We start from the raw sequence: 23,543 nt of genomic DNA, 5'->3' as shown, positions 1-23,543 counted from the left end.
AGGATGGGCAGGGGCCGGGAACGCGCCCGGCGCGGGCGGCGGGGCGACGCGCCGCGCAAGGGCGCCGAAGCGGCCGGGGCCGCCCGAAGAGCGTGTGGAGCGAAGAGGAGTGGACCGACCCGATGAGCGCTGAGCCGGTAGCCGCCGAGCTTGACATTCACACCACGGCGGGCAAGCTCGCCGACCTGGAGCGCAGGCTCGACGAGGCGGCGCACGCCGGCTCCGCGCGCGCGGTGGACAAGCAGCACGCCAAGGGCAAGATGACCGCCAGGGAACGGGTCCTGGAGTTCCTGGACGAGGACAGCTTCGTGGAGTTCGACGAGCTGGCCAGGCACCGTTCCACGAGCTTCGGCCTGGAGCGCGAGCGCCCGTACGGCGACGGCGTGGTGACCGGTTACGGCACGGTGGACGGTCGCCCGGTGGCGGTGTTCGCCCAGGACTTCACGGTGTTCGGCGGATCACTGGGCGAGGTCTTCGGCGAGAAGATCGTCAAGGTCATGGACCACGCGCTGAAGACCGGCTGTCCGGTGATCGGCATCAACGACTCCGGCGGCGCGCGCATCCAGGAGGGCGTCGTCTCCCTGGGCCTGTACGCCGAGATCTTCAAAAGGAACGTGCACGCCTCCGGCGTCGTCCCGCAGATCTCGCTGATCATGGGCCCCTGCGCGGGCGGCGCGGTCTACTCCCCCGCCCTGACCGACTTCGTGCTGATGGTCGCGGAGAAGTCGCACATGTTCATCACCGGTCCCGACGTCATCAAGACGGTCACCGGCGAGGAGGTGACGTTCGAGGAGCTGGGCGGCGCGCACACGCACAACTCCAGGTCGGGCGTCGCGCACTACGAGGCCGCCGACGAGGCCGACTGCCTGGAGTTCGCCAGGGCGCTGCTGTCCTACCTGCCCTCCAACAACATGGACGAGGCGCCGGCCTTCGACGCCGATCCGATCCTTTCGACCACCGCGGAGGACCGCGAACTCGACACGCTGATCCCGGATTCGGCCAACCAGCCGTACGACATGCACACGGTGCTGGAGCACGTCCTGGACGACGGCGAATTCCTGGAGGTGCACGCGCAATTCGCGCCCAACATCCTGGTGGGCTTCGGCCGGGTGGAAGGGCGTTCCGTGGGGATCGTGGCCAACCAGCCGATGAGTTTCGCCGGCACCCTGGACATCGCGGCCTCGGAGAAAGCCGCGCGATTCGTCCGGACGTGCGATGCGTTTAACATTCCGGTTCTGACATTTGTTGACGTTCCCGGATTCCTGCCCGGCACCGATCAGGAATGGAACGGGATCATCCGTCGCGGCGCCAAGCTGCTCTACGCCTATGCGGAGGCGACCGTGCCGCTGGTCACGGTGATCACCCGCAAGGCGTACGGCGGGGCCTATGACGTCATGGGCTCCAAACACCTGGGCGCGGACATCAATCTGGCGTGGCCGACCGCGCAGATCGCGGTGATGGGTGCGCAGGGGGCGGTCAACATTCTCTATCGGCGCGAACTCGCCACGGCCGACGATCCCGACGTCCAGCGAGCCCGTCTCGTCACCGAATACGAAGACACGCTCGCCAATCCGTATCTTGCCGCCGAACGTGGGTATGTGGACGCGGTGATCCGCCCCTCCGAGACCCGAGTCCAGATCGTCAGGGCACTGCGCGCCCTGCGTAACAAGCGCGCGACCCTGCCTCCGAAGAAGCATGGGAACATCCCTCTGTGACGCACTTGAAGATCGTTCATGGGGACGCGACAGAGGAAGAGGTCGCCGCACTGGTGATCGCGCTCGCGTCGCGGGTGACCCCTGCGGCGAAAGCCGTACTAAAATCGGAAAATTGGCGTAATCCAGCACATCACATGCGAAAGCCTCTTCCTGTCGGACAAGGTGCCTGGAGATCGAGTGGGCTGCCGAGATAGATCCTCAGAACGGGGTGTCAAGTTGCGCGAGAGTTGGGACTATCTAAGAAATGGGCGCATATAGTCAGCCGATCAGCTAGTTCCGAGGCCTGGAGGACGACATGACCATCCTGGACCTCACCTCCCATCCCGTTGCCGCGAAGTACGCAGTCTTGGTGGACGTGGGGTATCTGTACGCGGCAGCGGGTGAAGTGCTCCTTGGTGCCAAAGAGCGCAAGGAATACCGCGTCGCGGCTGACGAGCTCATCCAGGCGTTACAGAAACACGCAGAAACCCGTATTCACGGCGAACTGCTCAGAATCTACTGGTACGACGCCGCCCGTGACCGGGTGCCGACCGTGGACCAGCGCGTCATCGCGCAGCTTCCCTGGGTCAAGGTGCGCCTGGGCAACCTCAACGCACGGGGCCAGCAGAAGGGTGTGGACGCGCAGATCAGAAGCGATCTGGAGGCGCTCGCCAGGCACCACGCGGTGAGCGACACGATCCTGCTCGCCGGCGACGAGGACATGGTCCCGGCGGTCGAGGCCGCCCAGGCCTACGGCGTGCGGATCCACCTGTGGGGCGTGGAGCCGCCGTACGGCACCAACCAGGCCGAGCGCCTCGTCTGGGAGTCCGACACCGTTGAGATCATCAGCGCCGACTTCCTGCGCTCCTACTTCAGCCGCGCCCCGGTGCCCGTCCCGGTTCCGGCCACCCCGGTGGCCCCTTCCCCGGCCCAGGTCTTCGCCGCCCGCGCCCCTGCCGCGGTCAAGCCGAAGGTCCCCGTCGGCCAGGTGACCAAGCTCGGCCCCAGCCGTCCCCGGGTCGAGGAGGTCGGCGAGCACGTGGCGCAGAAGTGGATCCTCACCCGCGGCCGCGACAACATCCGCGATCTGCTGCCCGGCCCGATCCTTCCCACGGTCATCGACACCGAGTTGCTGATCGAGGCGGAAAAGGAGCTCGGTCACTCCCTGCGCCCGTACCCCGAGGCCCGGGTCTGGCTGCGCGACGGCTTCTGGGCCCGCGTCTACCGCGAGTTCGAGATCGGAGTCGGCGTCTCCTCCAAATGACGGCCGCCTGACGGTCACGTCCGATTCCCGCCAGCCGTACCCTCTGCGCTGCGGATAGCGTCGTCCATGTGTCCGTGAGAGAGCTTGACTTCGACTCCTGTTACCGCGCGGTGGCCTCCAGGGATGCCCGGTTCGACGGGCGGTTCTATACGGCGGTCACCTCCACGCGCATCTACTGCCGGCCGATCTGCCCGGCCCGCACGCCCGCCTCGCGCAACGTGCGCTTCTACCGCCACGCGGCCTCCGCCGAAGCCGCCGGATTCCGGCCCTGCAAGCGGTGCCGGCCGGAGCTCAGCCCCGGCGACCCCGGCTGGGACCATCGGGGCGACCTGGTCGGCCGGGCGCTGCGGCTGATCGACGAGGGCGTCGCCGACGAGGGCGGGGTCGCGAAGGTGGCCAGACGGCTGCACATCACCGAACGGCACCTGCACCGGCTGTTCGCCACCGAGATCGGCGCCGGCCCGCTGGCCGTGGCCAGGACGAAGCGGCTGCTGCTGGCCAAGCAGCTGCTGACCGAGACCGGGCTGTCGATCACCGACGTGGCGTTCGCGGCCGGGTTCGGAAGCGTCCGGCAGTTCAACGCGACCATGAAGGAGACCTACGGCTTCACCCCCGGCGAGCTGCGCGCCACGGCGGGCCGGGCCGTCACCGACAACACGCTGACGCTCCGGCTGCACCGGCGCGAGCCGTACGACGCGCAGGCCCTGATGGGGTTCCTGGGCAGCCGGGCGATCGCCGGGCTGGAGCACCTCGACGAGACGGGCTACAGCCGTGCCGTCCCCGGCGGCACGGTCACCCTCACCCCGGCGCCCGGCCACGTCCGGCTGGAGGTGAGCCTCGACGACACCCGCCACCTGGCCCGCGTCGTCGCCCGCTGCCGTCGCCTCCTCGACCTCGACGCCGACCCGGAGGCCATCGTCGGCGCGCTCGGGGAGACCTCCCTGGCCCCGCTCGTCACCGCCCGCCCCGGCCTGCGGGTCCCCGGCGCCTGGGACGGCTTCGAAGTGGCCGTCCGCGCCGTGGTCGGCCAGCAAATCTCCGTCGCCGGCGCCCGCACCATCCTCGGCCGCATCGTGGACCGGGCCGGACGCCCCACCGGAGCCCAGGGACTCACCCGCCTGTTCCCCACCGCCGCGGAGCTCCTGGAAGCCGATCTCAGCGGGCTCGGGCTGACCGGAAGGCGGGTGGCCACGTTGAAGGCGCTCGCCCTGAAGGTGGCACAGGAGGAGATCGACCTGGACGGAGCGCAGGAGCCGGGAGAGGCCACGGCCGGACTGCTGGAGGTGCCGGGCATCGGACCGTGGACGGCCAGTTACATCGCGCTGCGGGCGCTGCGTGACCCGGACGCGTGGCCCGAGGGGGACCTCGGGCTGCGGCGGGCCATGGCGTGCCTGGGCATCCCCAACGACCACATCGAGCGGTGGCGGCCCTGGCGGGCCTACGCCGCGCTGCACCTATGGAGCCTGTAATGATCGAGGCGCAGACCCTTCCCACTCCCACCGGCCCGCTGGCGCTGCTCTGCCACGAGGGGGTCGTCGTCGCGGCGGGATTCACCGCCGACCCGCACGAGATGCTCCTGCGGCTGCCGCCCCGGCTCCAGGAGGGCGGCCTCGCACGGGTGGCGGACCTCGGCCACCCGGCCCAGGCCGTGCGGGACTACCTGGACGGCGACCTGACGGCCCTCGACGACGTCGAGGTGACGCAGCCGGGCACGCCCACCCGGCAGCGGCTCCTGACGGCCCTGCGGGAGGTCCCGCCGGGAGTCACGATCGGCTACGCCGAGCTCGCCGAACGGGCGGGGTTGCAGAGAACGGCGGCCAGGGCGGCGGGGGCGGCGTGCGCGCAGAACCTCATCGCGCCGTTCGTCCCGTGCCACCGCATCCTGCCCTCCACCGGCGGCTTCGGCGGCTACTACTACGGCACGCCGGTCAAGCGGTGGCTGCTCACCCACGAGAAGGCCCTCGCCCAGACCAGCGTGCTGTGACCGGGCCGGTGACCGGCGGTCCCGCCCCGGCGATCAGGCGCCCTGGGCGGGACCGCCCGAGCGGCCAGGCGCCTGGGCGGGACCGCCTCGGCGGTCACGGCGTCCCCCTCCTGACGGTGCTCTGCACCTCCCCCACCTCGACGTCGCGGGTGGCGGCGACCTGGACGGGGTCGTAGGCGAAGGGCACCACGTTGTCCTGCACCTGGATGGGCCAGACCGAGGTGACGGTCAGCGTGTAGAGGTCGCGCGGCTGGTCGGCCGAGGCGCGCAGGTATCGGACGCCGCAGGTGAAAGCGCCGCCCTTGACGTACGGCCTGCCGCCCGGCCCGCACTCCTCCTTGACCTCGGCGCGGTCGGCGGTCGTGCCCGCGTCGATCTTGACGTCCCGCAGGGTCGCGATCACGGTGGCGCTCATGAACCCCGGGATCGTGGCCGTCACCGAGCGGGTGGGCGCGCCGATGCCGTCCAGCCAGACCCAGGTCGGCAGGTTGACATAGCTCTTGGCGTCCGGGTTGAGCTGGATCTTCGGTTCGGGCACCGTCAGCGCGGCGCGGGCGATCTCGACGAGCTCGGCGATGGTGATCCCGGAGGGCGGGGTCGTGCCGGGCGGCACCCAGACGAAGGCGTCCAGCCCGTTCCAGCAGGACACGCCGTCGGGGTCGGCCCCGTTGTAGGCGGGCGACCACCAGCGGCCCGGCTTGCCGACCTTGTCCTTGAACTGCTTGAGGAACTCCTGGTACTTCTCCTCGGTGGCGCCCGGGGTGTAGCGGAACCACCAGTCCCGCACCTGCTGCTGGTTGGCCAGCATGTCCTCGGCGCTCTTGGCCGGTTCGTACCAGCAGGGGCGCTTGATCCGGTAACCGTCGCTCTTGCCGTTGAGCCCGGTGCCGGTGATGACGATCTGGGAGTTCTCCAGGCGGACCCCGGCCGTGCGGCCGTCCTGGAAGCCCTGGCCGCCGCTGCCGCCGGGGTCCTTTCCCCCGGAGCCGAGCAGCAGCAGTCCCGCAACGACCACATTCATGATCATCGAAGACATCCCTTCGCGCGTTCGCTGGGAAGTTCCGCATGACGCAGCAGCTTGATCCGCCAGACCCCGTCGTCACCCCGCCGCAGCCCCACGGCCTGGAGGAAGGGCTCCCTGGTCCAGTCGGGCTGTCTGCGGAGCGCCTTCCCGGTCTCCGCGTCCAGCAGCCGCATCCCCGTCTCATCGACGCACCCGTTGAGCTCCGCCCCGCGCCCGGTGACCGAGACGACGTTCAGCGCGTACAGCCGGGAGGTGCCGCGCACGGATCTGCGCTGGTCCAGGAACTCCTGAACCCACGAGTAGGCGTCCCGGCTCGCGCCGTCCTGGACCGTCTCCAGATAGGCGGTGTCCCGGCCCCCCGTGACGACCGCCCTGAACGACCCGGCGCGGTAGTCGCGGAAGGCGTCGATCATCCCGATGGTGTCCCGGTCGGTCACGGCGGGCCACTCCACTACCACCTGGACGCCGGGCGCGACCTCGACCGTCTCCGTCCTCGGGCCTTCCGGGCCCGTCGAAGCGGTCACGTCCTGCCCTGACGCGCTCGGATCACCGGCCGGGAGATCGACGGGGGTGAACGGCCGGGCGACCGGTGCCGAGCAGCCCACCGGCACGAGCAGGGTCAGCGCGAGCACCGCACGGCCGCCTGCCGTACGGAACCACTGGTATGCGGGGATCTGCACGACTTCATGCCTCCTTCTCGCCCGCTTCTCGCCCGTCACGCTTCTCGCCCGCTTCTCGCCCGTCATGGCGCCGGCCCGCCTCGGTCCGTTCACGCCGACGGCGCCGAACGCATCCGCCACGAAGGCAGCAGCTCGTCGATGAGCGCCTCCGTCTCCGGCGCCATCCCACCGCCGTCCGCCCGGGACCCGGCCCGCCGGTGCAGGGCCTCGACCACGGCCCGCAGGCGGCCGGGGTCGCCGGTGAGGTGGGTGGCTCGCAGCAGGTCCCGCCAGAGCGCCTCGTCGTCGGGGGCCATCAGCAGCCCGGCCCGCGCCGCCGCGGCGGCCTGCACGGCCTCGCCGTTGTTCAGCCGCATCTCGCAGAGCCGGTGGGCGGCGTCCGCGACGCCGGCCGTCACGTCGTACTCCAGGTCGTCGGCGGCCAGCCAGGCGTACCGGCCGCGCGGGCGGCCGTTCAGCAACGGGCCGCGCACCAGGTTCAGCGCCTTCTCCAGGAGTACGGCGCGCACGGCGGGATCGGCGTGCGAGCGGCGGACGAGATCGCGGAAGAGCATCCAGTCGGTCCTCACCTCCGGTCCGAGACGGAGCCGTCCCGACTCGTCGGCGTAGAGGTTGGGCCGCCCGGCGCTGTCGGTGCCCAGCCACGCGACGACCCTGGCGATCGTGGCGTCCCTGACCACGGACTGCACGCCCCGCGGCCAGAGGATCCCGCCGAGCACGACCGGGTGGACGCCGCCCGGATGGGTCGCCAGATAGACGACGAGCTCGACGGCGAGCACGGCCCGGCCCTCCTCCATCGGAGGCGGGCCGGTGATCTCGACCGGCCCCAGGATCCGCACCTCGATCGAGGCCGTCTGCGGGACCGGCTCCGGCTCCTCCGGCAACGGCTCCCCGTCGAGCCGCCCGGCCGTCTGGAACAGGTCGATCAGGGCTCGGTAGTGGCGATGGGGCAGCAGCTGCGCCGCCACCTCGAAGCCGAGCGCGTCCACCCTGGCCCTGCCGTCCTCGGTGATCTCCCAGTTCCAGGTGGCGTGCGGGACCTCGCCCGCCACGACGTACCCGGCGGCCGTGCGGGTGCCCTTCCTGGCGAGCATCGCCAGGCGGCGCCCCTCTTCGGCGCTGGGGGCGACCGCGGACAGCACGTAGTGCGGCGGCCAGATCGGATCGGCGGCGCGTCCGTGGATCCGGCCGGTGAGCACCTCGCCGCCGTGGCCGCGCTCCTCGGCCGTGGACTCCAGCTCGGGCAGGATCTCGGCCAGGCTGCCCGCGCAACGGATCCGGTCGGGGGCGATCACGGCCAGCTCCTCGCCGAAGCCGACGAGCGTGACGCGCATCCGGTCCGACCAGCGGTTGGTGGCCAGCTCCACCGCGAGCGCGGCGAGAGCGGCGGTGCTGTGCGGGCCCCTGAGGCTGATCAGCCCGTGCGCCGCCTCAAGGTCGACGAGCACCCGCCCCTCACCGTTGGAGCCCAGGGAGACCAGCCCCGGATACGGCGCGGGGGCGCCGGCGAGCGCCTGCTCGTCGAGCTGCCGGCCCTCGTGCGCCGGCAGCCGCCACACCTGACCGCCGTCGTGGGCGGCCCAGGGCGCGGGGGCGTCGAGGTCGGGCGGATGGATCCACAGGTCGAGGGTCCGCGACGACAGGTGCGCGGCGTAGACGGTGGGCGGGACGCGGTTCTGGGCCGCCAGCGACCTGCCCAGCAGGCGCAGTCCGATGTCGAGCATCCGGCTGCCCGGCGCGTCGGCGCCGAGCCGGAGCGCGAGCTCCGCCTGGGCCGCGTCGTCCCTCGGCCGGACGATCCGGTGCCCGAACGCCCGGTACCACAGCTGCCGCCTGCGTCTGCGGCCGAGCGCCGCCAGCAGCCCGGCCGCCGCCAGCGAAGCCCCCGCCAGGTAGTCGAGCATCCCCGGCCCGGAGTCCTGCCCGGCGTGAGCACCCCCGGGTCCGGCGGTCACGGACGGGTCGTGCCCGGCGCCGTGCCCGGTGGAGCTCTCCCCGGAGGGTCGCCGGGGGTCGCCGGCGGGATCGCGGCGGGTCTCGGCGGGTGTGGTCTTCCCTTCGCCGGGGACGATGGAGGTGTCCGAGGGGCGGGAGATCTCCGTCGAGGGTTCTTCCGGCAGGCCCGGACGGTCGGGGGCGAAGGTCTGGGTGCGGCCGTCGAGCTCCGCCGGCTTCCCCGGGTGGTCCTTGAGCGTGTCGTCGCGAGGCTGGGCGGCCGGGACGATGTGGACGTTCCTGGCGTCGGCCGGCATGTCCAGCACCCAGCCGGGCCTGATCAGGTCGGCCATGCGCAGGCGGCTGCCGTCGGGCTGTTCCTTGTGCTGGTTGAGCCGGTAGATCTCCGGGTAGCGCCGCCCGTCGCCCAGGCACTTCTCCGCGATCTCCCACAGGCTCTCGTGGTGGCGTCCGTGCGGGGGCTGCACCACATACACCTTCTTGGCCTTCTCCACCGCGATCAGCGGCGCCCGGTCCTCGACGACCGGCGCGGACAGCGCGACGGAGGCGACGGCCGGGCGGTCGACCTGCGCGCCGCCCGGCTTCGCGATCGGCACGACCACCGCCGACACGGTGAACAGCAGCAGCACGGCCGAGACCAGCCGGTTGGCGAGCGCCTGGGTGCCTCCGGAGAGCGGGACCCTGGCCGGCATGCCGACCCGCCGCAGCCCGGCGTAGATCTCGACGATCACGCAGACGGTCAGCTGCAACCACGCCAGCCAGACCAGCAGCACGAGGATCGCGACGATCGTGCTCGTACCGACCTGGCTGGTCAGCAGGTCGAGATCGAGCAGCTCGGGCGGGAGCGGCGGCCCCGCCAGGTGCAGCAGGGCGTAGGGGACGCCGCCGACGAGCGCGACCAGCACGACCAGCGCGCCGAGTCCGGCCAGCAGGTCACCCGCGGTGCGCCTGGGCCTGATGCGCATGGGCTGTCGCGTGGGCATGCGTCTCCCTCCCCCTCCAGATTCGTCGTACGGTCACCCGCTCGGCCAGCGGTTCGCGGCAATTGGTCTAGGACATTCGAGGCGGTCCTTCCCGCCCGCACCGGCCGCGACCGGCCATCAGGCGTCCTCCCCCGTGTCCGGGCCGGCGGTGGCCTCCGCCTCCGTCTCGGCGCCGGGGAAACCGAACGCGGAGAGGAAGAAGGCCTTCCACGGCACCGAGACCCGCACGGTGACCTCGGCCTGGCCGCCGCCGACCGTGCATTCGGCGACCCGCACGTCGTCGGTGGAGTGAGCCGAGACGATGTCCCCGGCTTTGCCGCAGACCGTTCCCTCCTCCAGCAGGCGGGCCTGGCCGGTGGCGCGCAGGTGCTCGACGTCGATCTGGTCGGCGGCCGCCCGAGCCGCCTGTTCGGCGATGTCGGCGGCCCGCAGCCGGGCGTTGATGGCGGCTCCGCCGTCGACCAGCAGCCCGGCCAGCAGGAAGACCACCACCGAGAAGATCACCGTGAAGACCGACATCGACCCCCGCTCCGCGGCACGACCACCCGGGACGACGGGCTGCGGTTTCGCGCAGGCCCGCTCCACGCAGGCCCGCTCCGCGCAGGCCTGGGGAGCCGGCCCCGGCCACGCGCCCGGGGCGCCGTCGCGGGCGGGACTCACTCGACCCTCCGGAACTGCTCCAGCGGGACCACCGAGTCGCCCCTCATCTGTTTGGCGGCGCCGAAGCCGAGGAAGTCCAGGTCCAGCGAGCAGGTCACCTCGGCCCGGACCAGGCCGCCCTCCTCCCAGGTCGTACCGGCCAGGCTGACCTCGGGCTCGCACTCGCCCGACAGCGACTCCTTCGCGGCGTCGGCGGCGGCGGACTCGGCGTCGGAGCGGGTGCGCTCGACCGAGGCCGCCCTGGCCGCGTCCCTGGCCGCCCCGTTGACCTCTCCCTGGGCCTCCACCACCCGTCCCGCGCCGACCAGGAAGAGCAGGAACAGCAGGAAGACCGGAGCCAGCAGCACCGTCTCGGCCGTCAGCGATCCGCGTTCGCCGCCGCGCCGCGCGCGCCCGAACCGCGCGCGTTCGTACAACGCGCGTCCGTGGCGTGCGCGTTCGTACGCCGCGTGCCCGAACCGCGCGCGTTCGTACGGCGCGCGCACGCGTTCGCGTCGGGGGGATGCCGAGAGGGTCACGGGCACCCCTCGCTCCCGTCGTCGGGGCGGAAGCACTCGACCGGCCCGCCGAAACGCGAGGTGATGGTGAACGTCGTGGACGGCAACAGCGGGACGACCTGGACCGCCGTGGCGGTGATCTCGACACCCCGCTGGTCGCCCTCCTGCCAGGTCGTGACGGTGGCGCCGTCGAGGAGCCTGGGACCGACAGCCTTGATCACCTCGTCGGCCCGTTCCTTGGCGTCGCTCTCCCAGGATTCGGTGTCGACCCGGGCGAGCCGGGCCCCTTCCCGGGCGGCGGCGTCGGCCACCTGGCGCCCGTGGAACCACAGGGTGAACTGCACGACGAGCAGGATGACGGCCAGCACCACCGGCATGATCATCGCCAGCTCGATGACCGCGACACCCCGCTCCCGGTCACGGCTCTCCGCCGCCACCCTGGTCACCTCCACCGCCGCCGCTGTTGCCGAACTGGGTGGAGATGTCGTTCTGCTTCTGCAGGACCAGGGTCCTGATGAGCGTGGCGAGACCCAGCGCGACCCCGGCGATGATGGCCGTGATGATGACCCACTCGACGGCCGAGGCCCCTCGGGTGGGGGCGTTGCGCGCCTTGTCGATCCGCACGCTCAGTAGGGCGCTCGCGTAGACGATCCACGGATGGCTCAGCATGGTCAGGACCCCAACATCTTCATAGCGGCCGGAAAACTCAGGAAGATCACGAAGCCCGCGCAGAGCAGGAGCTGGGCGACGAGCATCGATTGGGACCGCTCACCCGCCTGCCCCTCCACCTCGGCGAGCTCACGGCGCCGCATGGTCGCGGCGCGGGCGGTCAGGGAGGCGCGGACCTTGGCGCCGTCGTCGGCGACCAGCCCGAGCGCGGCGGACAGGTCACGCAGTTCGTCCACGTTGATCTCGTCACCGAGCTGCCCGAGGGCCTGCCAGGGGGTGATGCCGACGATCCTGGCGTTGCCGAGCGCCTCGCGGATCCGCGTCATCGCCCAGTTGGCCCCCTCCTCCTCGGCGCTCGGGCTGCCCACCGAGACCGCCATCATCAGCGCCTCCGGCACGCCGCGCCCGCCCGCCAGGTTCATCGCGACCAGGTCCAGGAAGGCCCCCACGACGTGCCGGAAGTCGCGGCGCATCCGAGCGGCGTCCCGTTTGACCTGCAGATCGGGCAGGACGAAGAAGACTCCGGCCACGGCGAGGGCCGCCCACAGCGGGATGGTGAGCGAGACGCCCCACTCCATCAGCGCCAGCCAGCCGGCCAGCAGCGGGAACGCCAGCAGCCCGGAGACCGCCAGCAGCACCTTGGTGGCCAGGAACCCCTCGAACGACCTGCCGAGCAGGGCCAGGTCCGCCTTGGCCGAGCGGACCTCCCACCCCCTGGCCGCGTAGAAGCGCGCCAGCCGTACGCCCAGCCCGCGCCGGAAGGCGCTGACCTCCTCGTCGGGCAGGATGAGCTGCATGCGGGGGACGTCCGTGCCCTCCCTGGCGGCGTCCAGCGCCAGCAGCCGCGTCACCAGCCCCGGGCGGGCCGGGAACAGCGCCCGTATCAGCAGGAAAAGGCCCAGTCCGAGCACCGATCCCGCGAGCAGTGCCTCAGTCATCGCGCACCTCGCCTCCCGAGGGCAGGCCCAGTAGCCGGGCGGGCTTGTCGAAGCGGGCCAGGCGGCGCATCCAGGCGAACCCGGCACCGAAGAAGGCGGCGACCACCACGAGCACGGCCTGGCCGAGGGTGTTGTCGTACTCCTCGACGTAGGAGGGGTTGAACACGACCAGTGCGACGGCGAAGGCGACGGCCGTACCGACCACGATCTGGACGCTGCGCCGCGTGGAGCGGCGCTCGGCCTCGACCCGGCGGCGCATGTCGAGCTCCTCCCGGGCGGAGACGGCGAGCGCGCCGAGCACGTCGCGCAGGCCGGGACCGCGCAGCTTGGAGTTGAGGATCAGCGCGGCCACGACCAGGTCGGCCGACGGGTCGTCGAGCTCGTCGGCGAACAGCCGGAGCGCGTCGGACAGCGGCATCCGGGTGTGCAGGCGGTCCACCAGCGCGCGCAGGTGCGGGCGGAGCATGGGGGCCGCGGCCCGGATCGAGGACGGGATCGCCTGCTCCAGGCCCGCCGCCCCGGCGATGGTGTCGCGCAGCGATTCGGTCCAGGCCGCCAGCCCTTCCAGCCGCCGCATCGCGGTGCGCTCCTCGGCCGCGCCACCCGACAGGCCCCGCCATCCCAGGGCGAGGAGCACGGCCCCGGCCGCCATGACGGGCCAGCCGGTCACCACGAGCACGAGCACGCCGGCGATGGCACCCACCGCGGACCGGGTGGACAGGGCCCGCAGGAGCTCACGCCGGCCGGCCTTCTTGCCGGGGGCGGACGGCCGGGGGCGCGTGCCGTACAGGGCCAGGCCGAGCAGGAACAGCCCCCCGCCGACCGCCGCCCCGGCCAGCAGCGCCAGCGGGTCGAACAGGCCGGGCGGGACGGGGATCACGGCCGGCCTCCGGCGGAGGGGACGCGGCGGGCCGACGGCCCGGGCGAGGTGGGGGTCATGCCCAGCCTCCCGGGTCGTAGCCGTGGTGGGCGAGCTCCTCCAGGCAGGACAAGGGGGCGTGCGGCAGCACCCGGCCGTCGGGGGACAGGGCGAACACCTCCGAGGAGAGCACCCGGCCGTCCACCCCGGCCACCTCGCGCACGCTCGACACGAAGCGGCGCAACCGCCCGCCCGCCGCGTAGTCGTTGCGCTTCTCGATGAACACCACGAAGTCGATCGCGCCCGCGATGAGCATGTGGGTCGCCTCGATCGGCAGTCGTTCGGCGGCCTGGAGCGCGTAGGTGGCGATGCGGTTGAAGACCTCCATCGAGGAGTTGGCGTGGATGGTGGACAGCGAGCCGTCGTTGCCCTGGGTCATCGCGTTGAGCATGGTGACGATCTCGTCGCCGAGCACCTCGCCGACGATCACCCGGGACGGGTTCATCCGCAGCGAGCGGCGCACCAGCTCGGCCATGGTGATCTCGCCCTGACCCTCGGAGTTGGGCAGCCTCTGTTCGAAGGCCACCACGTTGGGATGCAGCTCGGAGAACTGGTCGAGTCCGAGCTCCAGCGCGCGTTCGACGGTGATCAGCCGCTCCGACGGCGGGATCTCGTTGGCCAGCGCGCGCAGCAGGGTCGTCTTGCCGGCGTTGGTGGAGCCGGAGATCATGATGTTCTTCCTGGCCGCCACGGCGGCCGACAGGAAGCGGCCCAGCTCGGGGGTGAGCGTGCCGTTTCCCACCAGGTCGCTGAGGAAGACCTTGCCGAGCCGGGAGCGGCGGATGGAGATGGACGGGCGGACCGTCACGTCCATCACCGCCGACAGCCGGGAGCCGTCCGGCAGGCGCAGGTCGAGCTGGGGGTTCGCGGTGTCGAACGGCCTGCTGGTCAGGCCGCTGTAGGCGGCGAGGATCTGGATCAGCTCGACCAGTTCCTCGTCCGACTCGGCCACCGGCTCGCGCATGATCTCCTGGCCGTCGGCGTAGCCGACGAAGACCCGGTCGCAGCCGTTGATGTCGATGTTCTCGACCTCGGGGTCGTCCAGTAGCGGCTGGAGCCGGCCGACGCCGAACAGCGCCGCGTGGATTCCGGCGGCGAGCGCCTCCTCCTCCTCGGCGGTGGGCGGGGTCCGTCCGACGCCGATCTCGCCGCGCGCGAACTCCTCCAGCACCTGCGCGATCAGCGCGCGGGCGAACTGGCGCTCGTCCTCTCCGGTCATCGGCACCAGGCCGCTGGCCTGGTCCAGGCGGCGCTGGTGGGCCAGCCGGTCGCCGACCTCCTGCCGGAAACGCTTCACCAGCGTGTGGTCGATCGTCATGCGGCGGGCTCCGGGGCTCGGACCTGGGCGGCCAGGCGGCCCGCGAGCTCGCGGGCGGTGCGGATCAGCAGCGAACGGTCCAGGCGTCCGCCCCACTGGCCGCGCAACAGCTCCGCGCCCCTGGGGTCGTGGGCGAGCCCGCTCACGAAGGCGACCTCCCTGCCGGTGGTGGCGACGATCCGGCGGACCTCGTCGATCGTCGTGCGGTATTGCCGGGGGTCGGCGATCACGACCACCGCGACCTGCGGGCCCCGGGACATCACCTGGAGGCGTTCGCGCAGGTGGGCGACATGATCCAGGCTCGCCCTGGTGAACAGCACCACCATCTCGGCCTCGGCCGTCAGCTCGGCCGTCTCGGGGTGGCCGCCGAGGCGGCCGCAGTCGGCCAGCACGTCGGCGTGGGGCAGCGCGGCCATTGACCGGCCGAGCGGGCCCCACAGCCAGGTCAGTCCGGCGGCCTGCTCGCCGTGGGTCAGCCCGGCCAGGACGTCCAGCCCTCCGACGATCTTCTGGGTGTGCTCGTGGATCTGGTCGGGGTGCAGGCCGCGACGGGCCGTGGCGCCCAGGGTGAGCAGGCCCCGGGTGGGGTTGAGCACGCCGCCGTCCGCGGCGGGAAGACGGTAGGCGAGGTCTCCGCCCGCCGGGTCGCACTCGGCGAGCAGCACCGGCCGCGGCCAGACCGCGCCGAGCGCGGTGGCCGCCGTGGTCACGCCCGGCGCCCCCTTGTCGGCGGCCAGCACGATGAGGGCCACGTCAGCGCGCCCCCGGCAGTTCGGCCAGGGCGATCTCGCCGTTGGAGGCGTAGGCGGCGATCGTCGGCGACACGGTGGCGTCCACGATGATCGTCACCTGGCCGGACGAGCCGCTCTTCCCGGGGATCGCGGTGCTGCTGACGAGCGCGGCCTGTGCGAGCACGCGACTTTGCGTGTCGGCCGTCCCGCCCCGTCCCGTCACGTGGATGACCTGGACGCGATCGCCCTGCACCAGGCCCGCGGGGAACTGGCCGGGCTTGAGCGCCAGGCCCACCCGCGCCTTGCCCGGACCCAGCTCCGCGCTGGCGGAGACGACCATCTCCCTGGTCAGCAGGGTGCCGGGCAGCAGGGTGACGCGGGCGTAGTTCTCCGAGACGCGGGCACCGTCGGCGTAGGCCACGTAGCCGATGCCGGTGGCGGCGATCTGGACCTCCCGCATCGCGGTCCGGGGAATGCGCTGGCCGGTGCCGACCTGCTGGACGATCTGGATGGCGGAGACCCGGTCTCCGCTGCGCAGGACCAGAAGGGTGGTGGCCAGCGCACCGCCCAGGATGAGCAGCAGTGCGAGGGCCGCGAGCGCGGGTCTGCGCTCGCGCGGGGGGACGGGGAGTTTGCGCGACGCCGGTCCTGAAAGGGTGCCTGTCGAGCCTTGCCGCTCGGCGTTCACCGATGGACGGCCCGCTGGCTTCTCACTGGTCCTCATGGGCAGGGGGACTCCCAGAGTGGATCACAAATATGGGGACTACGGGTTGAATTTACGCCATTATGCGCACCGTACCGATGAACTGCCGGACAAAAGCCAAGACCCATGCTCGTTTGATAGGAACGGGTCTGTCAACGTCGATCCGGAGAAAACTGACGGTTTGGATAGGTGACAGATGACTTATCTGAGTGATAAGAGTTTGGATTAACTCTCGCAACAACCGTCCCGGTATTTACACATGTCATTCCGATGAAAGTTCCGCTACCTTCACCCTGCCACCGGAAGATCGTGCGCTTCCGGTCACCTGAACCCGTTCAAAATGTGTCATCCTGGCGCCATGGCCAACTGGTTCAGGCGCGGCACATCGGGCACGGGACGCATCCGGCTCCTGCGGGCGGCGATCGAGCGGCTACGGCGTCGCGGGGTCCGGCGCATCGCCGGCGCACCGGTGACGGACAGGATGGTCGAGGGCCTGCACCGCGCGGCGGCCGGGCTGGCCGAGGTCACCTCCGAGGTCAGCGCCTACGCCGGACTGCTGGAGGAGAAGACCGGCGAGCTGCACGCCAGGACCCGGGCCCGGCGCGACCCCACCGGATCCGGCTGAGTTTTCCACAGCCTCGCGCGGCGAATCCCCACCCTTCCTGGGGCGCTCAAATCGACAAACGCCCATTAAGAACGGCATAACCGGTCAACGCCGCTCGAAAGTTGTCCACAGGTAGGCACGTTTTCCACATACCAGGCCGTGCCCCATGGCATTGCCGCAAACAGCTCCTCCCGGGCCGTCGCCACTCTGTACCGTGGACCGGGGGCCGACCCGAGGAGAGCGGCGATGCGGATCATGCTCACCGTGCTCGACGAGCACGCCGACCGCGATGTCGTGGTCGAGGGCGACGAGACGACCACGGTGGCACGGCTCGCGGAATCGCTGGCCGGGCAGGGCGGCGAGCGGCCGACCAACGTGGTGCGGCTGACCCGCAGCAAGGCCCCCTACGGCCTGGGCCACGACTCCCCCGGCGCCGAGCCCGCGACGCTCTGGCGGGACGGCCGCCCCCTGGACCCCGGCGCCCCCGCACTCGGCCTGCTCCGCGACGGCGACCTCGTCACCCTCGACCGCGACCTGGCCGGGGCCACGGTGGCCGAGGAGCCCGGCGGCATCGTGGAGATCCGCGTGGTCGGCGGACCCGCCGCCGGGTCCGTGCACCGCCTCAGCCTGGGGGTCCACTCCATCGGCTCCGACCCCGCCTGCGCGGTGGCGGTCTCCGATTCGCGGCTGCCCGGCGAGGCGGCCGTGGTCAGGCTCACCCCGGACGCCATCACCGTCGAGCCGGGGCCGGGAGCCGCGCCCCTGCTGGATCGCGAGCCCCTCGAAGGGGCGGTGCCCTGGTCCGAGCACGCCCTGCTGACCTGCGGTGCGACCGCGCTGACCCTGAAGGCCGTGGAGCCTCCCGACGCGCACCTGGACGCCCAGCCCGACGGGGGGCTCGCCTACAACCGGCCGCCCCGGCTGCGCGCTCCGGGCGGCGAACGGCGCTTCGAGGTTCCGGCCGAGCCCCGGCGCGCCGAGACCATGAGGCTGCAACTGCTGACCGCCTTCCTGCCCGCCGGGCTGGGGCTGGCCATGGCCTGGGCGCTCAAGACGTGGTATTTCCTGCTGTTCGCCCTGATGACTCCGCTCATCATGATCGGTCAGTGGTGGAGCGACCGGCGGCACGGCCGCAAGCAGTACCGCCAGCAGGTCAAGCAGTACCGGGAGCGGCTGAAGGTCTTCGAGGCCGCAGTGGAAGAGGCCCGGGCCGCCGACGAGGCCGAACGCCGCGCCGCCGCGCCCGACCCCGCCGAGGTGCTCCTCACCGCCACCGGCCCCCGGCGGCGGCTGTGGGAGCGCCGCGACCACGACCCCGACGCGCTGCGCCTGCGGGTCGGCCTCGCCGATCTCCCCGCCGGCCTGGAGTTCACCCCCGAACGCTCCGCCCCGGCCGACGTCCCGCTGCCCGACCTCCCGACCTGTCACGCGGTGCCGGTGGCGCTGGCCATGCGCCGCCTGGGCGTGGCGGGCCTGACCGGGCCGCGAGAGCCGGCCGCCGGGCTGGCCCGATGGCTGGTCGGCCAGGCCGCCGCCCTGCACAGCCCGCGCGACCTGGCGATCGTGGTGCTGTCCGCGCACGGCGACGGGAGCGAGCGCTGGAACTGGGTCCGCTGGCTGCCGCACTGCGCCCCGCACGGCGGCGAGGACTGCGTGGCGCTGGTGGGCGCCGACCCGGAGGCCGCGGCCCGCCGGGTGAGCGAGCTGACCACGCTGATCGACGAGCGTCTCGGCGAGGAGGAGGGCCCGTCGTTGAAGCTCGGTCGCGTCCCGTCCGGTTGGGGCGACCTCGGCGGCGCGACCGGACGGGACGCGGTCGAGGCCGCCCCGGTCTACGACGAGCGCCCCTACGACGTGCTGGTCGTCCTGGACGGCGCCCAGGTGCTGCGCGCGCTGCCCGGCATGCCGCAGGTGCTTCGCCAGGGTCCCCGGGCGGGCGTCTACACCCTGGCCGTCGACGACGACCAGCGGCTGTTGCCCGAGGAGTGCGCCACCGTCGCCGACGTGACCGCCGACGGCCTGGTACGGCTGCGCGGCGGTGGCCTGGACGACCTCGGCGAGATCCTGGCCGACCAGGTCTCGGCCTCCTGGTGTGACCGGCTCGCCCGCTCCCTCGCCCCGATCCGCGACGTCAGCCGTGACGACGCGAGCCTGGTCCTGCCCGGGTCCGCGCGGCTGCTGGAGCTGCTGGAGCTGCCCTCGGTGTCGGGCGCGACCCTGGCCGGGCGCTGGGGCCGGACCACCGAGGCCCTGATAGGTGTCGGCCCCGACGGTCCCTTCTCCGTCGACCTGCGCCGGGACGGGCCGCACACGCTCATCGCGGGCACCACGGGCGCGGGCAAGTCCGAGCTGCTGCAGACCCTCATCTGCTCGCTCGCGGTGGCCAACCGGCCGGACGAGATGACGTTCGTGTTGATCGACTACAAGGGCGGGGCCGCCTTCAAGGAGTGCGTACGGCTCCCGCACACGGTCGGCATGGTCAGCGACCTGGACGGCCATCTGACGCAGCGGGCCCTGGCCTCCCTGGCAGCCGAGATCCGCCGCCGGGAACGGCTGCTGCTGGCCGCCGGGGCGAAGGACATCGAGGACTACCATGAGCTCCGCGACGCCCAGACCGCCCGCGCCTCCCGCGACCTGCTCGTGGCCGGCGGCAGGACCCCGGCCAGGCCGATGCGCGGGCGCGCCGACCCGCCGCCGGCGCTGCCCCGGCTGGTGCTGGTCATCGACGAGTTCGCCGCCATGGTCAGCGAGCTGCCCGACTTCATGACCGGGCTGGTGGACATCGCCAGACGGGGACGCTCGCTCGGCATCCACCTCATCCTGGCCACCCAGCGGCCCGGCGGCGTGGTCACCGCCGACATCCAGGCCAACACCTCGTTGCGGATCGCGCTGCGGGTGACGGAGGCCTCCGAGTCCGCCGACGTCATCGGCCGGCCGGACGCCTCGCACATCTCCAAGTCCACTCCCGGCCGCTGCTACGTGAAGTCGGGCGCGGGCGCGGCGGCCGCCGTGCAGACGGCCAGGATCGGCGGCCGGGCTCCGGCGAGCTCCACGGACGTCAGAGCGCGGGTGACGGAGGTCGGCTGGCCGGCTCTGGGACGGCCGCTGTCCACATCCGAGACGGCCGTCGACGGCTCACCGGTCACCGACCTGTCCGTGCTCGCCGACGCGCTGGCCGACGCCGCCCGCGTCGCCGGGATCCCGCGACAGCCCAGCCCCTGGCTGGAACCGCTCGGCGACCTCGTGGTCGCCCCCGGGCTCTACGGCGACGCGTCGCCGTACCGGGCCGGGACCGAGGAGGTGCCGCCGCTGGTGTTCGGGGTGACGGACCTGCCGTGGGCGCAGGACCGGCGGGCGCTCGCGTTGAACCTCGCCGACGGCGGGCACCTGCTGCTCGCGGGCACCTCGCGAAGCGGGCGGTCCACCGCGCTGCGCACGCTGGCGGGGGCGATCGCGGCGGGGGCGTCCCCGCAGGACGTGCACGTGCACGCGATCGACTGCGGCTCGGGGGCGCTGCTGCCGCTGATGGCGCTGCCGCACTGCGGGGCGGTGGTGACCCGCGACCAGATCGACCGGGTGGAGCGGCTGCTGACCCGTCTGCGCGCCGAGGTCGGGCGGCGGCAGCAGCTTCTCGCCGAGGCCGGATACGCCTCGCTGGCCGAGCTGCGTGCCGTCGCCGGGGGGCCGCGACTCCCCTGGCTGGTGCTGATGCTCGACCGGTGGGAGGGGTTCGTCGCCGCGTTCGAGGGTTACGACTACGGCCGGCTGATCGAGTCGCTGATGCAGCTGCTCCGGGAGGGCCCGGCGGTCGGGCTGCGCGCCGTGGTGACAGGCGATCGGTCGGCGCTGATCGGGCAGATCTCCACCGTCTTCGACGACCGGCTGATCCTGCGGCTGGCCGACCCCGCCGATTACGGCCTGGCCGGGCTGCCCGTCAAGGACCTACCGGCCGCGCTCGCCCCCGGCCGCGCCCTGGCCACCGGGGAGCACGGTGTCGCGGAGAGCCAGATCGCCCTGCTCTGCGACGACCCCTCGGGACCGGCCCAGGTCGGCGCGCTCCAGTCACTGGCCCGCGCGGTGCCCGCCCGCTTCGCCGGGGGCGCGGCGGGGCCCGGCGGATGGGCGTGGGACTGCGAGCCGCCCCTGCGGGTGGACGCGCTGCCGATGCGGATCACCGCGGCGCAGACGATGGAGCTGGCGCCGTCCTTCGAGCCCCCCTCGCCGCTGTGGGCGCTGCTCGGCGCCGGAGGCGACTCGCTGGCCCCGCTCGGCGTGGACCTGCTCGCCCACGGGCCCGGCGCGGTCGTGGCGGGCCCGTCCAGGTCCGGCCGTTCCTCGGTCCTGCTGACCGCCGCCCACTCCCTGCTGGCCCGGGGCACGCCGGTGGCCCTGGTCACCCCCCGGCGCAGCCCGTTGTGCACACTGGTGGACGCCCCGGGGGTGCTGGCCGTGCTCGACACGAACGGCGACCTGGCCGAGGCCGTCGCGGGACAGGAACGCTACGTGGTGATCGTCGACGACGCCGAGCTGATCTCCGCCGACACCCCCCTCGGCGCCGCCCTGGAGCAGGTGCTCCGGACCGGCCGCGACGGCGAGCACGGCCTGATCGTCGGCGGCACCACCGGCGACCTGACCACCGCCTACCGCGGCTTCGCCGCCGAGGCCCGCAAGGCCCGCACGGGCCTGCTGCTATCGGTCCAGAGCCCCGCCGACGGCGACCTCTTCACGATCCGGCTCCCCCGCGGCGCGGTCGGCGGCCCGCCCGGCCGGGGTCTGCTGGTCACCCTGGGGTCGGTGACCCCCATCCAGGCGGCCATCACGTGAGGACGCCGTCACACGACGAAGCCGGTGGGTGTTCTTCATCCCCGGGTCTCGAACATCCTGAGCCCAGCAGGCAGGGGAGGACTCGGATCGGATGAGCACTGCCGGGCGGGTCGCCCGGCAGTGCTCATCGGCCTCTCCCCGACCAGGTCACCCCTGATGGGCTCATCGGCTTCTCCCTGACCAGGTCACCCCTGATGGCCTGCGGCGACAAGGTGGGCAAGGGTGAAAACGGCTCGCTGAGCTCTTTCCGACCTACGATGGCGATGTGCACGAGGAGCTGGCGGCCGCCTTGGAACCGGTATGCCGGGATCTACGGACGAACTGTGCCGTGTATCCCGACATCCGTGAGGGTTCTCCCGAGCTCTACGGGGAGGTGTTGGAGGGCGCCATGTTCTATGGGCCCGACGGCAGCGGGCAAGGCGTCTCCGTGGTGCTCGGCGCGGATCCGGTCGCGCAGACGGCCCGGCTTGCGGATCAGGCGCAGGAGTGGGCGGTGGAAGCGTTATGGTCCGCGGGCCTGCCTGCGGTGTGGCCGCACTGTCCGTTGCATCCTGACTCCCACCCCCTGACCGCCGAGGAGAAGAACGGCCAGGCGGCCTGGTTCTGTCCGCGAACCGGCGAACTGATCGCCTTGATCGGAGAGCTACCCGCCATCGCACCCGCGCCGGAGACTTCGCGCAGGAACCCATAGGACGCCCCCAGCCGTGCAGGCTGAGCTTTTTCATCTGGAACACGAACGCCGAAACTGGAACACGAACACCGAAACGCCCCGGCCCGCACGGACCCCGGGGTCCGTCGCGTCCCCGAGCCGGGGTGTCGCGACGACCACGGGAACTCGGGCACGGGCCGGGGCGTTTCGGCGCGACGGCTAGCGCGTGGCGGACTCGATGTTGCCGCGGTAGGTGTTGATGACGCGGGAGGCCTCGGCGAGCTCCTCGGACATGCGCTGGAAGGCGGCCCGATAGTTCTGCCAGGCCTCCGTGAAGCGCTGGGCGCCGGGACCGGTCCAGGCGGTGCCGACCTTGCCGGCCTCCCGGTCCAGCGCGGCCATGGTGGCCCGCACCTGGTCCGCCTGCTGGGTGAACTGGGTGGCCATCTGCTGCATTTCCGCGGGATTGCCGCCGAGCAAGTTCTGGCTCATGCCAGTCTCCTTCGGGATCGGTGTCGGGGGGCTCACCAAACGAAATCACGATAGGCGAGTGGATCACAGTGATGCCGGGATTATGCCGAGCGGCTATGGACCTTCCCGGGCGCGCGGAGGAGATAACGTTCCTTTTTATCTTGATTTTTCGTGAGGCAAGGAGTTATAGCGGTGCGGGAGATTGTGGTGACGGGTGGTGGCACCGGGATCGGCCTGGCCATCGCAGCGGCATTCGCCGCACAGGGTGACCGGGTGACCATCACGGGCCGGCGGGAGCAGGTCCTCCAAGAGGCGGCCGAGCGGCTGGGCGTCTCCCATGTGGCGTTCAACGCGGCCAACCCGGTCGCGGTGGGCGAGGCTCTGAACCGGCTGCCCGCCCGGGTGGACGTGCTGGTCAACAACGCCGGCGGCAACACCAACCTGGACCGCGCACCGGACGGCGACGAGCTGATGGACGTGGCCGAGAGCTGGTGGGCCAACCTCAACGCCAACCTGATGTCGGCCGTGCTGGTCACCAGCGCCCTGACCCCCCGGCTCGCCGATGACGGCCGGATCATCACGATCGGCTCCATCGCGGCCAGGGGCACCGGATCCGGCTCGTACGGCGCGGCCAAGGCGGCCGTGGAGGCCTGGACCGCCGACCTGGCCGCCGAGCTCGGCCCGCGCGGCGTCACCGCCAATGTGGTCTCCCCCGGCCTGGTCGTGGACACCGAGTTCTTCCGCGGTCGCCTCACCGAGGAGGGGGTCCGACGCCGAGTGGAGGGCACCAGGAACGGACGCCCCGGCACGCCCGAGGACGTCGCGGCCACGGTGCGGTTCCTGGCCACCCCCGAAGCCCGGCACATCACGGGTCAGGTCGTCCACGTGAACGGCGGCGCCTACCTCGGCAGGTAGCCCCAAGGGCGCCTTCCGATCAGGAGACGCCTACACTCCCTTGGAGGCCCGCCGGCCCCT

Annotated in this window: 22 protein-coding genes; 9 read left to right on the top strand and 13 right to left on the bottom strand. The window is 72.3% G+C overall.

The annotated features are described in order from the left end of the window. Nucleotides 1–122 precede the first annotated feature (122 nt). From ACQPYK_RS07165 to ACQPYK_RS07145, 5 genes are all read left to right on the top strand, one after another. Complete coding sequence (locus ACQPYK_RS07165) at nucleotides 123–1,715, top strand: acyl-CoA carboxylase subunit beta (RefSeq protein ID WP_433252094.1); 1,593 nt, start codon at nucleotides 123–125, stop codon at nucleotides 1,713–1,715. Next, on the top strand, nucleotides 1,712–1,909 hold the full coding sequence (locus tag ACQPYK_RS07160; RefSeq protein WP_433252091.1) for an acyl-CoA carboxylase subunit epsilon: 198 nt from the start codon (nucleotides 1,712–1,714) through the stop codon (nucleotides 1,907–1,909). The genes ACQPYK_RS07165 and ACQPYK_RS07160 overlap by 4 nt, the downstream gene beginning before the upstream one ends. Nucleotides 1,910–2,010: 101 nt before the next feature. Continuing rightward, nucleotides 2,011–2,958, top strand: a complete 948-nt coding sequence (locus tag ACQPYK_RS07155; protein ID WP_433252088.1) for an NYN domain-containing protein — start codon at nucleotides 2,011–2,013, stop codon at nucleotides 2,956–2,958. A 68-nt stretch (nucleotides 2,959–3,026) separates the two neighbouring features. Continuing rightward, nucleotides 3,027–4,427 carry an AlkA N-terminal domain-containing protein gene (locus ACQPYK_RS07150; protein WP_433252085.1) on the top strand — a complete coding sequence of 467 codons (1,401 nt, stop codon included), beginning with the start codon at nucleotides 3,027–3,029 and terminating at the stop codon, nucleotides 4,425–4,427. Then, entirely contained in the window at nucleotides 4,427–4,942 is a 516-nt protein-coding gene (locus ACQPYK_RS07145) for a methylated-DNA--[protein]-cysteine S-methyltransferase (protein WP_433252082.1), read from the top strand. The genes ACQPYK_RS07150 and ACQPYK_RS07145 overlap by 1 nt, the downstream gene beginning before the upstream one ends. 94 nt (nucleotides 4,943–5,036) lie before the next feature. Here ACQPYK_RS07145 and ACQPYK_RS07140 read toward each other — a convergent pair whose 3' ends face one another. From ACQPYK_RS07140 to ACQPYK_RS07085, 12 genes are all read right to left on the bottom strand, one after another. After that, the gene (locus tag ACQPYK_RS07140) at nucleotides 5,037–5,963 is read right to left on the bottom strand and encodes a hypothetical protein (protein WP_433252079.1); all 927 of its coding nucleotides are present in this window, start codon (nucleotides 5,961–5,963) and stop codon (nucleotides 5,037–5,039) included. A 2-nt stretch (nucleotides 5,964–5,965) separates the two neighbouring features. After that, nucleotides 5,966–6,646: a hypothetical protein gene (locus tag ACQPYK_RS07135; RefSeq protein WP_433252076.1), complete on the bottom strand. Its 681-nt coding sequence runs from the start codon at nucleotides 6,644–6,646 to the stop codon at nucleotides 5,966–5,968. 89 nt (nucleotides 6,647–6,735) lie between these two features. Further along, nucleotides 6,736–9,585 (bottom strand): BTAD domain-containing putative transcriptional regulator, encoded by a 2,850-nt coding sequence (locus ACQPYK_RS07130; RefSeq protein ID WP_433252073.1) that lies wholly within the window; start codon nucleotides 9,583–9,585, stop codon nucleotides 6,736–6,738. A gap of 117 nt (nucleotides 9,586–9,702) precedes the next feature. After that, nucleotides 9,703–10,245 carry a pilus assembly protein TadG-related protein gene (locus ACQPYK_RS07125; protein WP_433252070.1) on the bottom strand — a complete coding sequence of 181 codons (543 nt, stop codon included), beginning with the start codon at nucleotides 10,243–10,245 and terminating at the stop codon, nucleotides 9,703–9,705. After that, on the bottom strand, nucleotides 10,242–10,763 hold the full coding sequence (locus ACQPYK_RS07120; protein WP_433252067.1) for a TadE/TadG family type IV pilus assembly protein: 522 nt from the start codon (nucleotides 10,761–10,763) through the stop codon (nucleotides 10,242–10,244). Before ACQPYK_RS07120 ends, ACQPYK_RS07125 begins: the two co-directional genes overlap by 4 nt. Next, nucleotides 10,760–11,179: a TadE/TadG family type IV pilus assembly protein gene (locus tag ACQPYK_RS07115; RefSeq protein WP_433252064.1), complete on the bottom strand. Its 420-nt coding sequence runs from the start codon at nucleotides 11,177–11,179 to the stop codon at nucleotides 10,760–10,762. The genes ACQPYK_RS07120 and ACQPYK_RS07115 overlap by 4 nt, the downstream gene beginning before the upstream one ends. Next, nucleotides 11,160–11,411 (bottom strand): Flp family type IVb pilin, encoded by a 252-nt coding sequence (locus ACQPYK_RS07110; protein ID WP_433252061.1) that lies wholly within the window; start codon nucleotides 11,409–11,411, stop codon nucleotides 11,160–11,162. Before ACQPYK_RS07110 ends, ACQPYK_RS07115 begins: the two co-directional genes overlap by 20 nt. Before the next feature lie 2 nt (nucleotides 11,412–11,413). Further along, complete coding sequence (locus ACQPYK_RS07105) at nucleotides 11,414–12,349, bottom strand: type II secretion system F family protein (protein WP_433252058.1); 936 nt, start codon at nucleotides 12,347–12,349, stop codon at nucleotides 11,414–11,416. After that, the gene (locus ACQPYK_RS07100) at nucleotides 12,342–13,229 is read right to left on the bottom strand and encodes a type II secretion system F family protein (RefSeq protein ID WP_433252055.1); all 888 of its coding nucleotides are present in this window, start codon (nucleotides 13,227–13,229) and stop codon (nucleotides 12,342–12,344) included. Before ACQPYK_RS07100 ends, ACQPYK_RS07105 begins: the two co-directional genes overlap by 8 nt. Before the next feature lie 55 nt (nucleotides 13,230–13,284). Continuing rightward, on the bottom strand, nucleotides 13,285–14,586 hold the full coding sequence (locus ACQPYK_RS07095; RefSeq protein WP_433252052.1) for a CpaF family protein: 1,302 nt from the start codon (nucleotides 14,584–14,586) through the stop codon (nucleotides 13,285–13,287). Further along, entirely contained in the window at nucleotides 14,583–15,338 is a 756-nt protein-coding gene (locus tag ACQPYK_RS07090) for a hypothetical protein (RefSeq protein ID WP_433252049.1), read from the bottom strand. Before ACQPYK_RS07090 ends, ACQPYK_RS07095 begins: the two co-directional genes overlap by 4 nt. Nucleotide 15,339: 1 nt before the next feature. Next, nucleotides 15,340–16,041: a hypothetical protein gene (locus ACQPYK_RS07085; protein WP_433252046.1), complete on the bottom strand. Its 702-nt coding sequence runs from the start codon at nucleotides 16,039–16,041 to the stop codon at nucleotides 15,340–15,342. 337 nt (nucleotides 16,042–16,378) lie between these two features. On the opposite strand from ACQPYK_RS07085, the gene ACQPYK_RS07080 reads away from it, so the two are divergent. The 3 genes from ACQPYK_RS07080 to ACQPYK_RS07070 all read left to right on the top strand — a co-directional run bounded on the left by ACQPYK_RS07080 (nucleotide 16,379) and on the right by ACQPYK_RS07070 (nucleotide 22,139). After that, nucleotides 16,379–16,645, top strand: a complete 267-nt coding sequence (locus ACQPYK_RS07080) for a hypothetical protein (RefSeq protein WP_433252043.1) — start codon at nucleotides 16,379–16,381, stop codon at nucleotides 16,643–16,645. Nucleotides 16,646–16,870: 225 nt separating this feature from the next. After that, a complete protein-coding gene (locus ACQPYK_RS07075; protein ID WP_433252040.1) occupies nucleotides 16,871–21,448 on the top strand; it encodes an FtsK/SpoIIIE domain-containing protein in 4,578 nt (1,525 codons plus the stop codon). Nucleotides 21,449–21,713: 265 nt separating this feature from the next. Continuing rightward, complete coding sequence (locus tag ACQPYK_RS07070; protein WP_433252037.1) at nucleotides 21,714–22,139, top strand: hypothetical protein; 426 nt, start codon at nucleotides 21,714–21,716, stop codon at nucleotides 22,137–22,139. A gap of 177 nt (nucleotides 22,140–22,316) precedes the next feature. Here the strand turns inward: ACQPYK_RS07070 and ACQPYK_RS07065 are convergent, their stop codons facing one another. Next, nucleotides 22,317–22,589, bottom strand: coding sequence for a WXG100 family type VII secretion target (locus ACQPYK_RS07065; RefSeq protein WP_012888044.1), 273 nt, complete (start codon nucleotides 22,587–22,589; stop codon nucleotides 22,317–22,319). Between the two features lie 171 nt (nucleotides 22,590–22,760). On the opposite strand from ACQPYK_RS07065, the gene ACQPYK_RS07060 reads away from it, so the two are divergent. After that, nucleotides 22,761–23,483 carry an SDR family oxidoreductase gene (locus tag ACQPYK_RS07060; protein WP_433252034.1) on the top strand — a complete coding sequence of 241 codons (723 nt, stop codon included), beginning with the start codon at nucleotides 22,761–22,763 and terminating at the stop codon, nucleotides 23,481–23,483. Nucleotides 23,484–23,543 lie beyond the last annotated feature (60 nt).

The sequence above is a fragment of the Streptosporangium sp. CA-135522 genome (genome assembly GCF_050949235.1).
GTDB lineage: Bacteria > Actinomycetota > Actinomycetes > Streptosporangiales > Streptosporangiaceae > Streptosporangium.
Note: the sequence above shows the minus strand (reverse complement) of the source record. Positions and strands in the feature narration are given on the sequence as shown.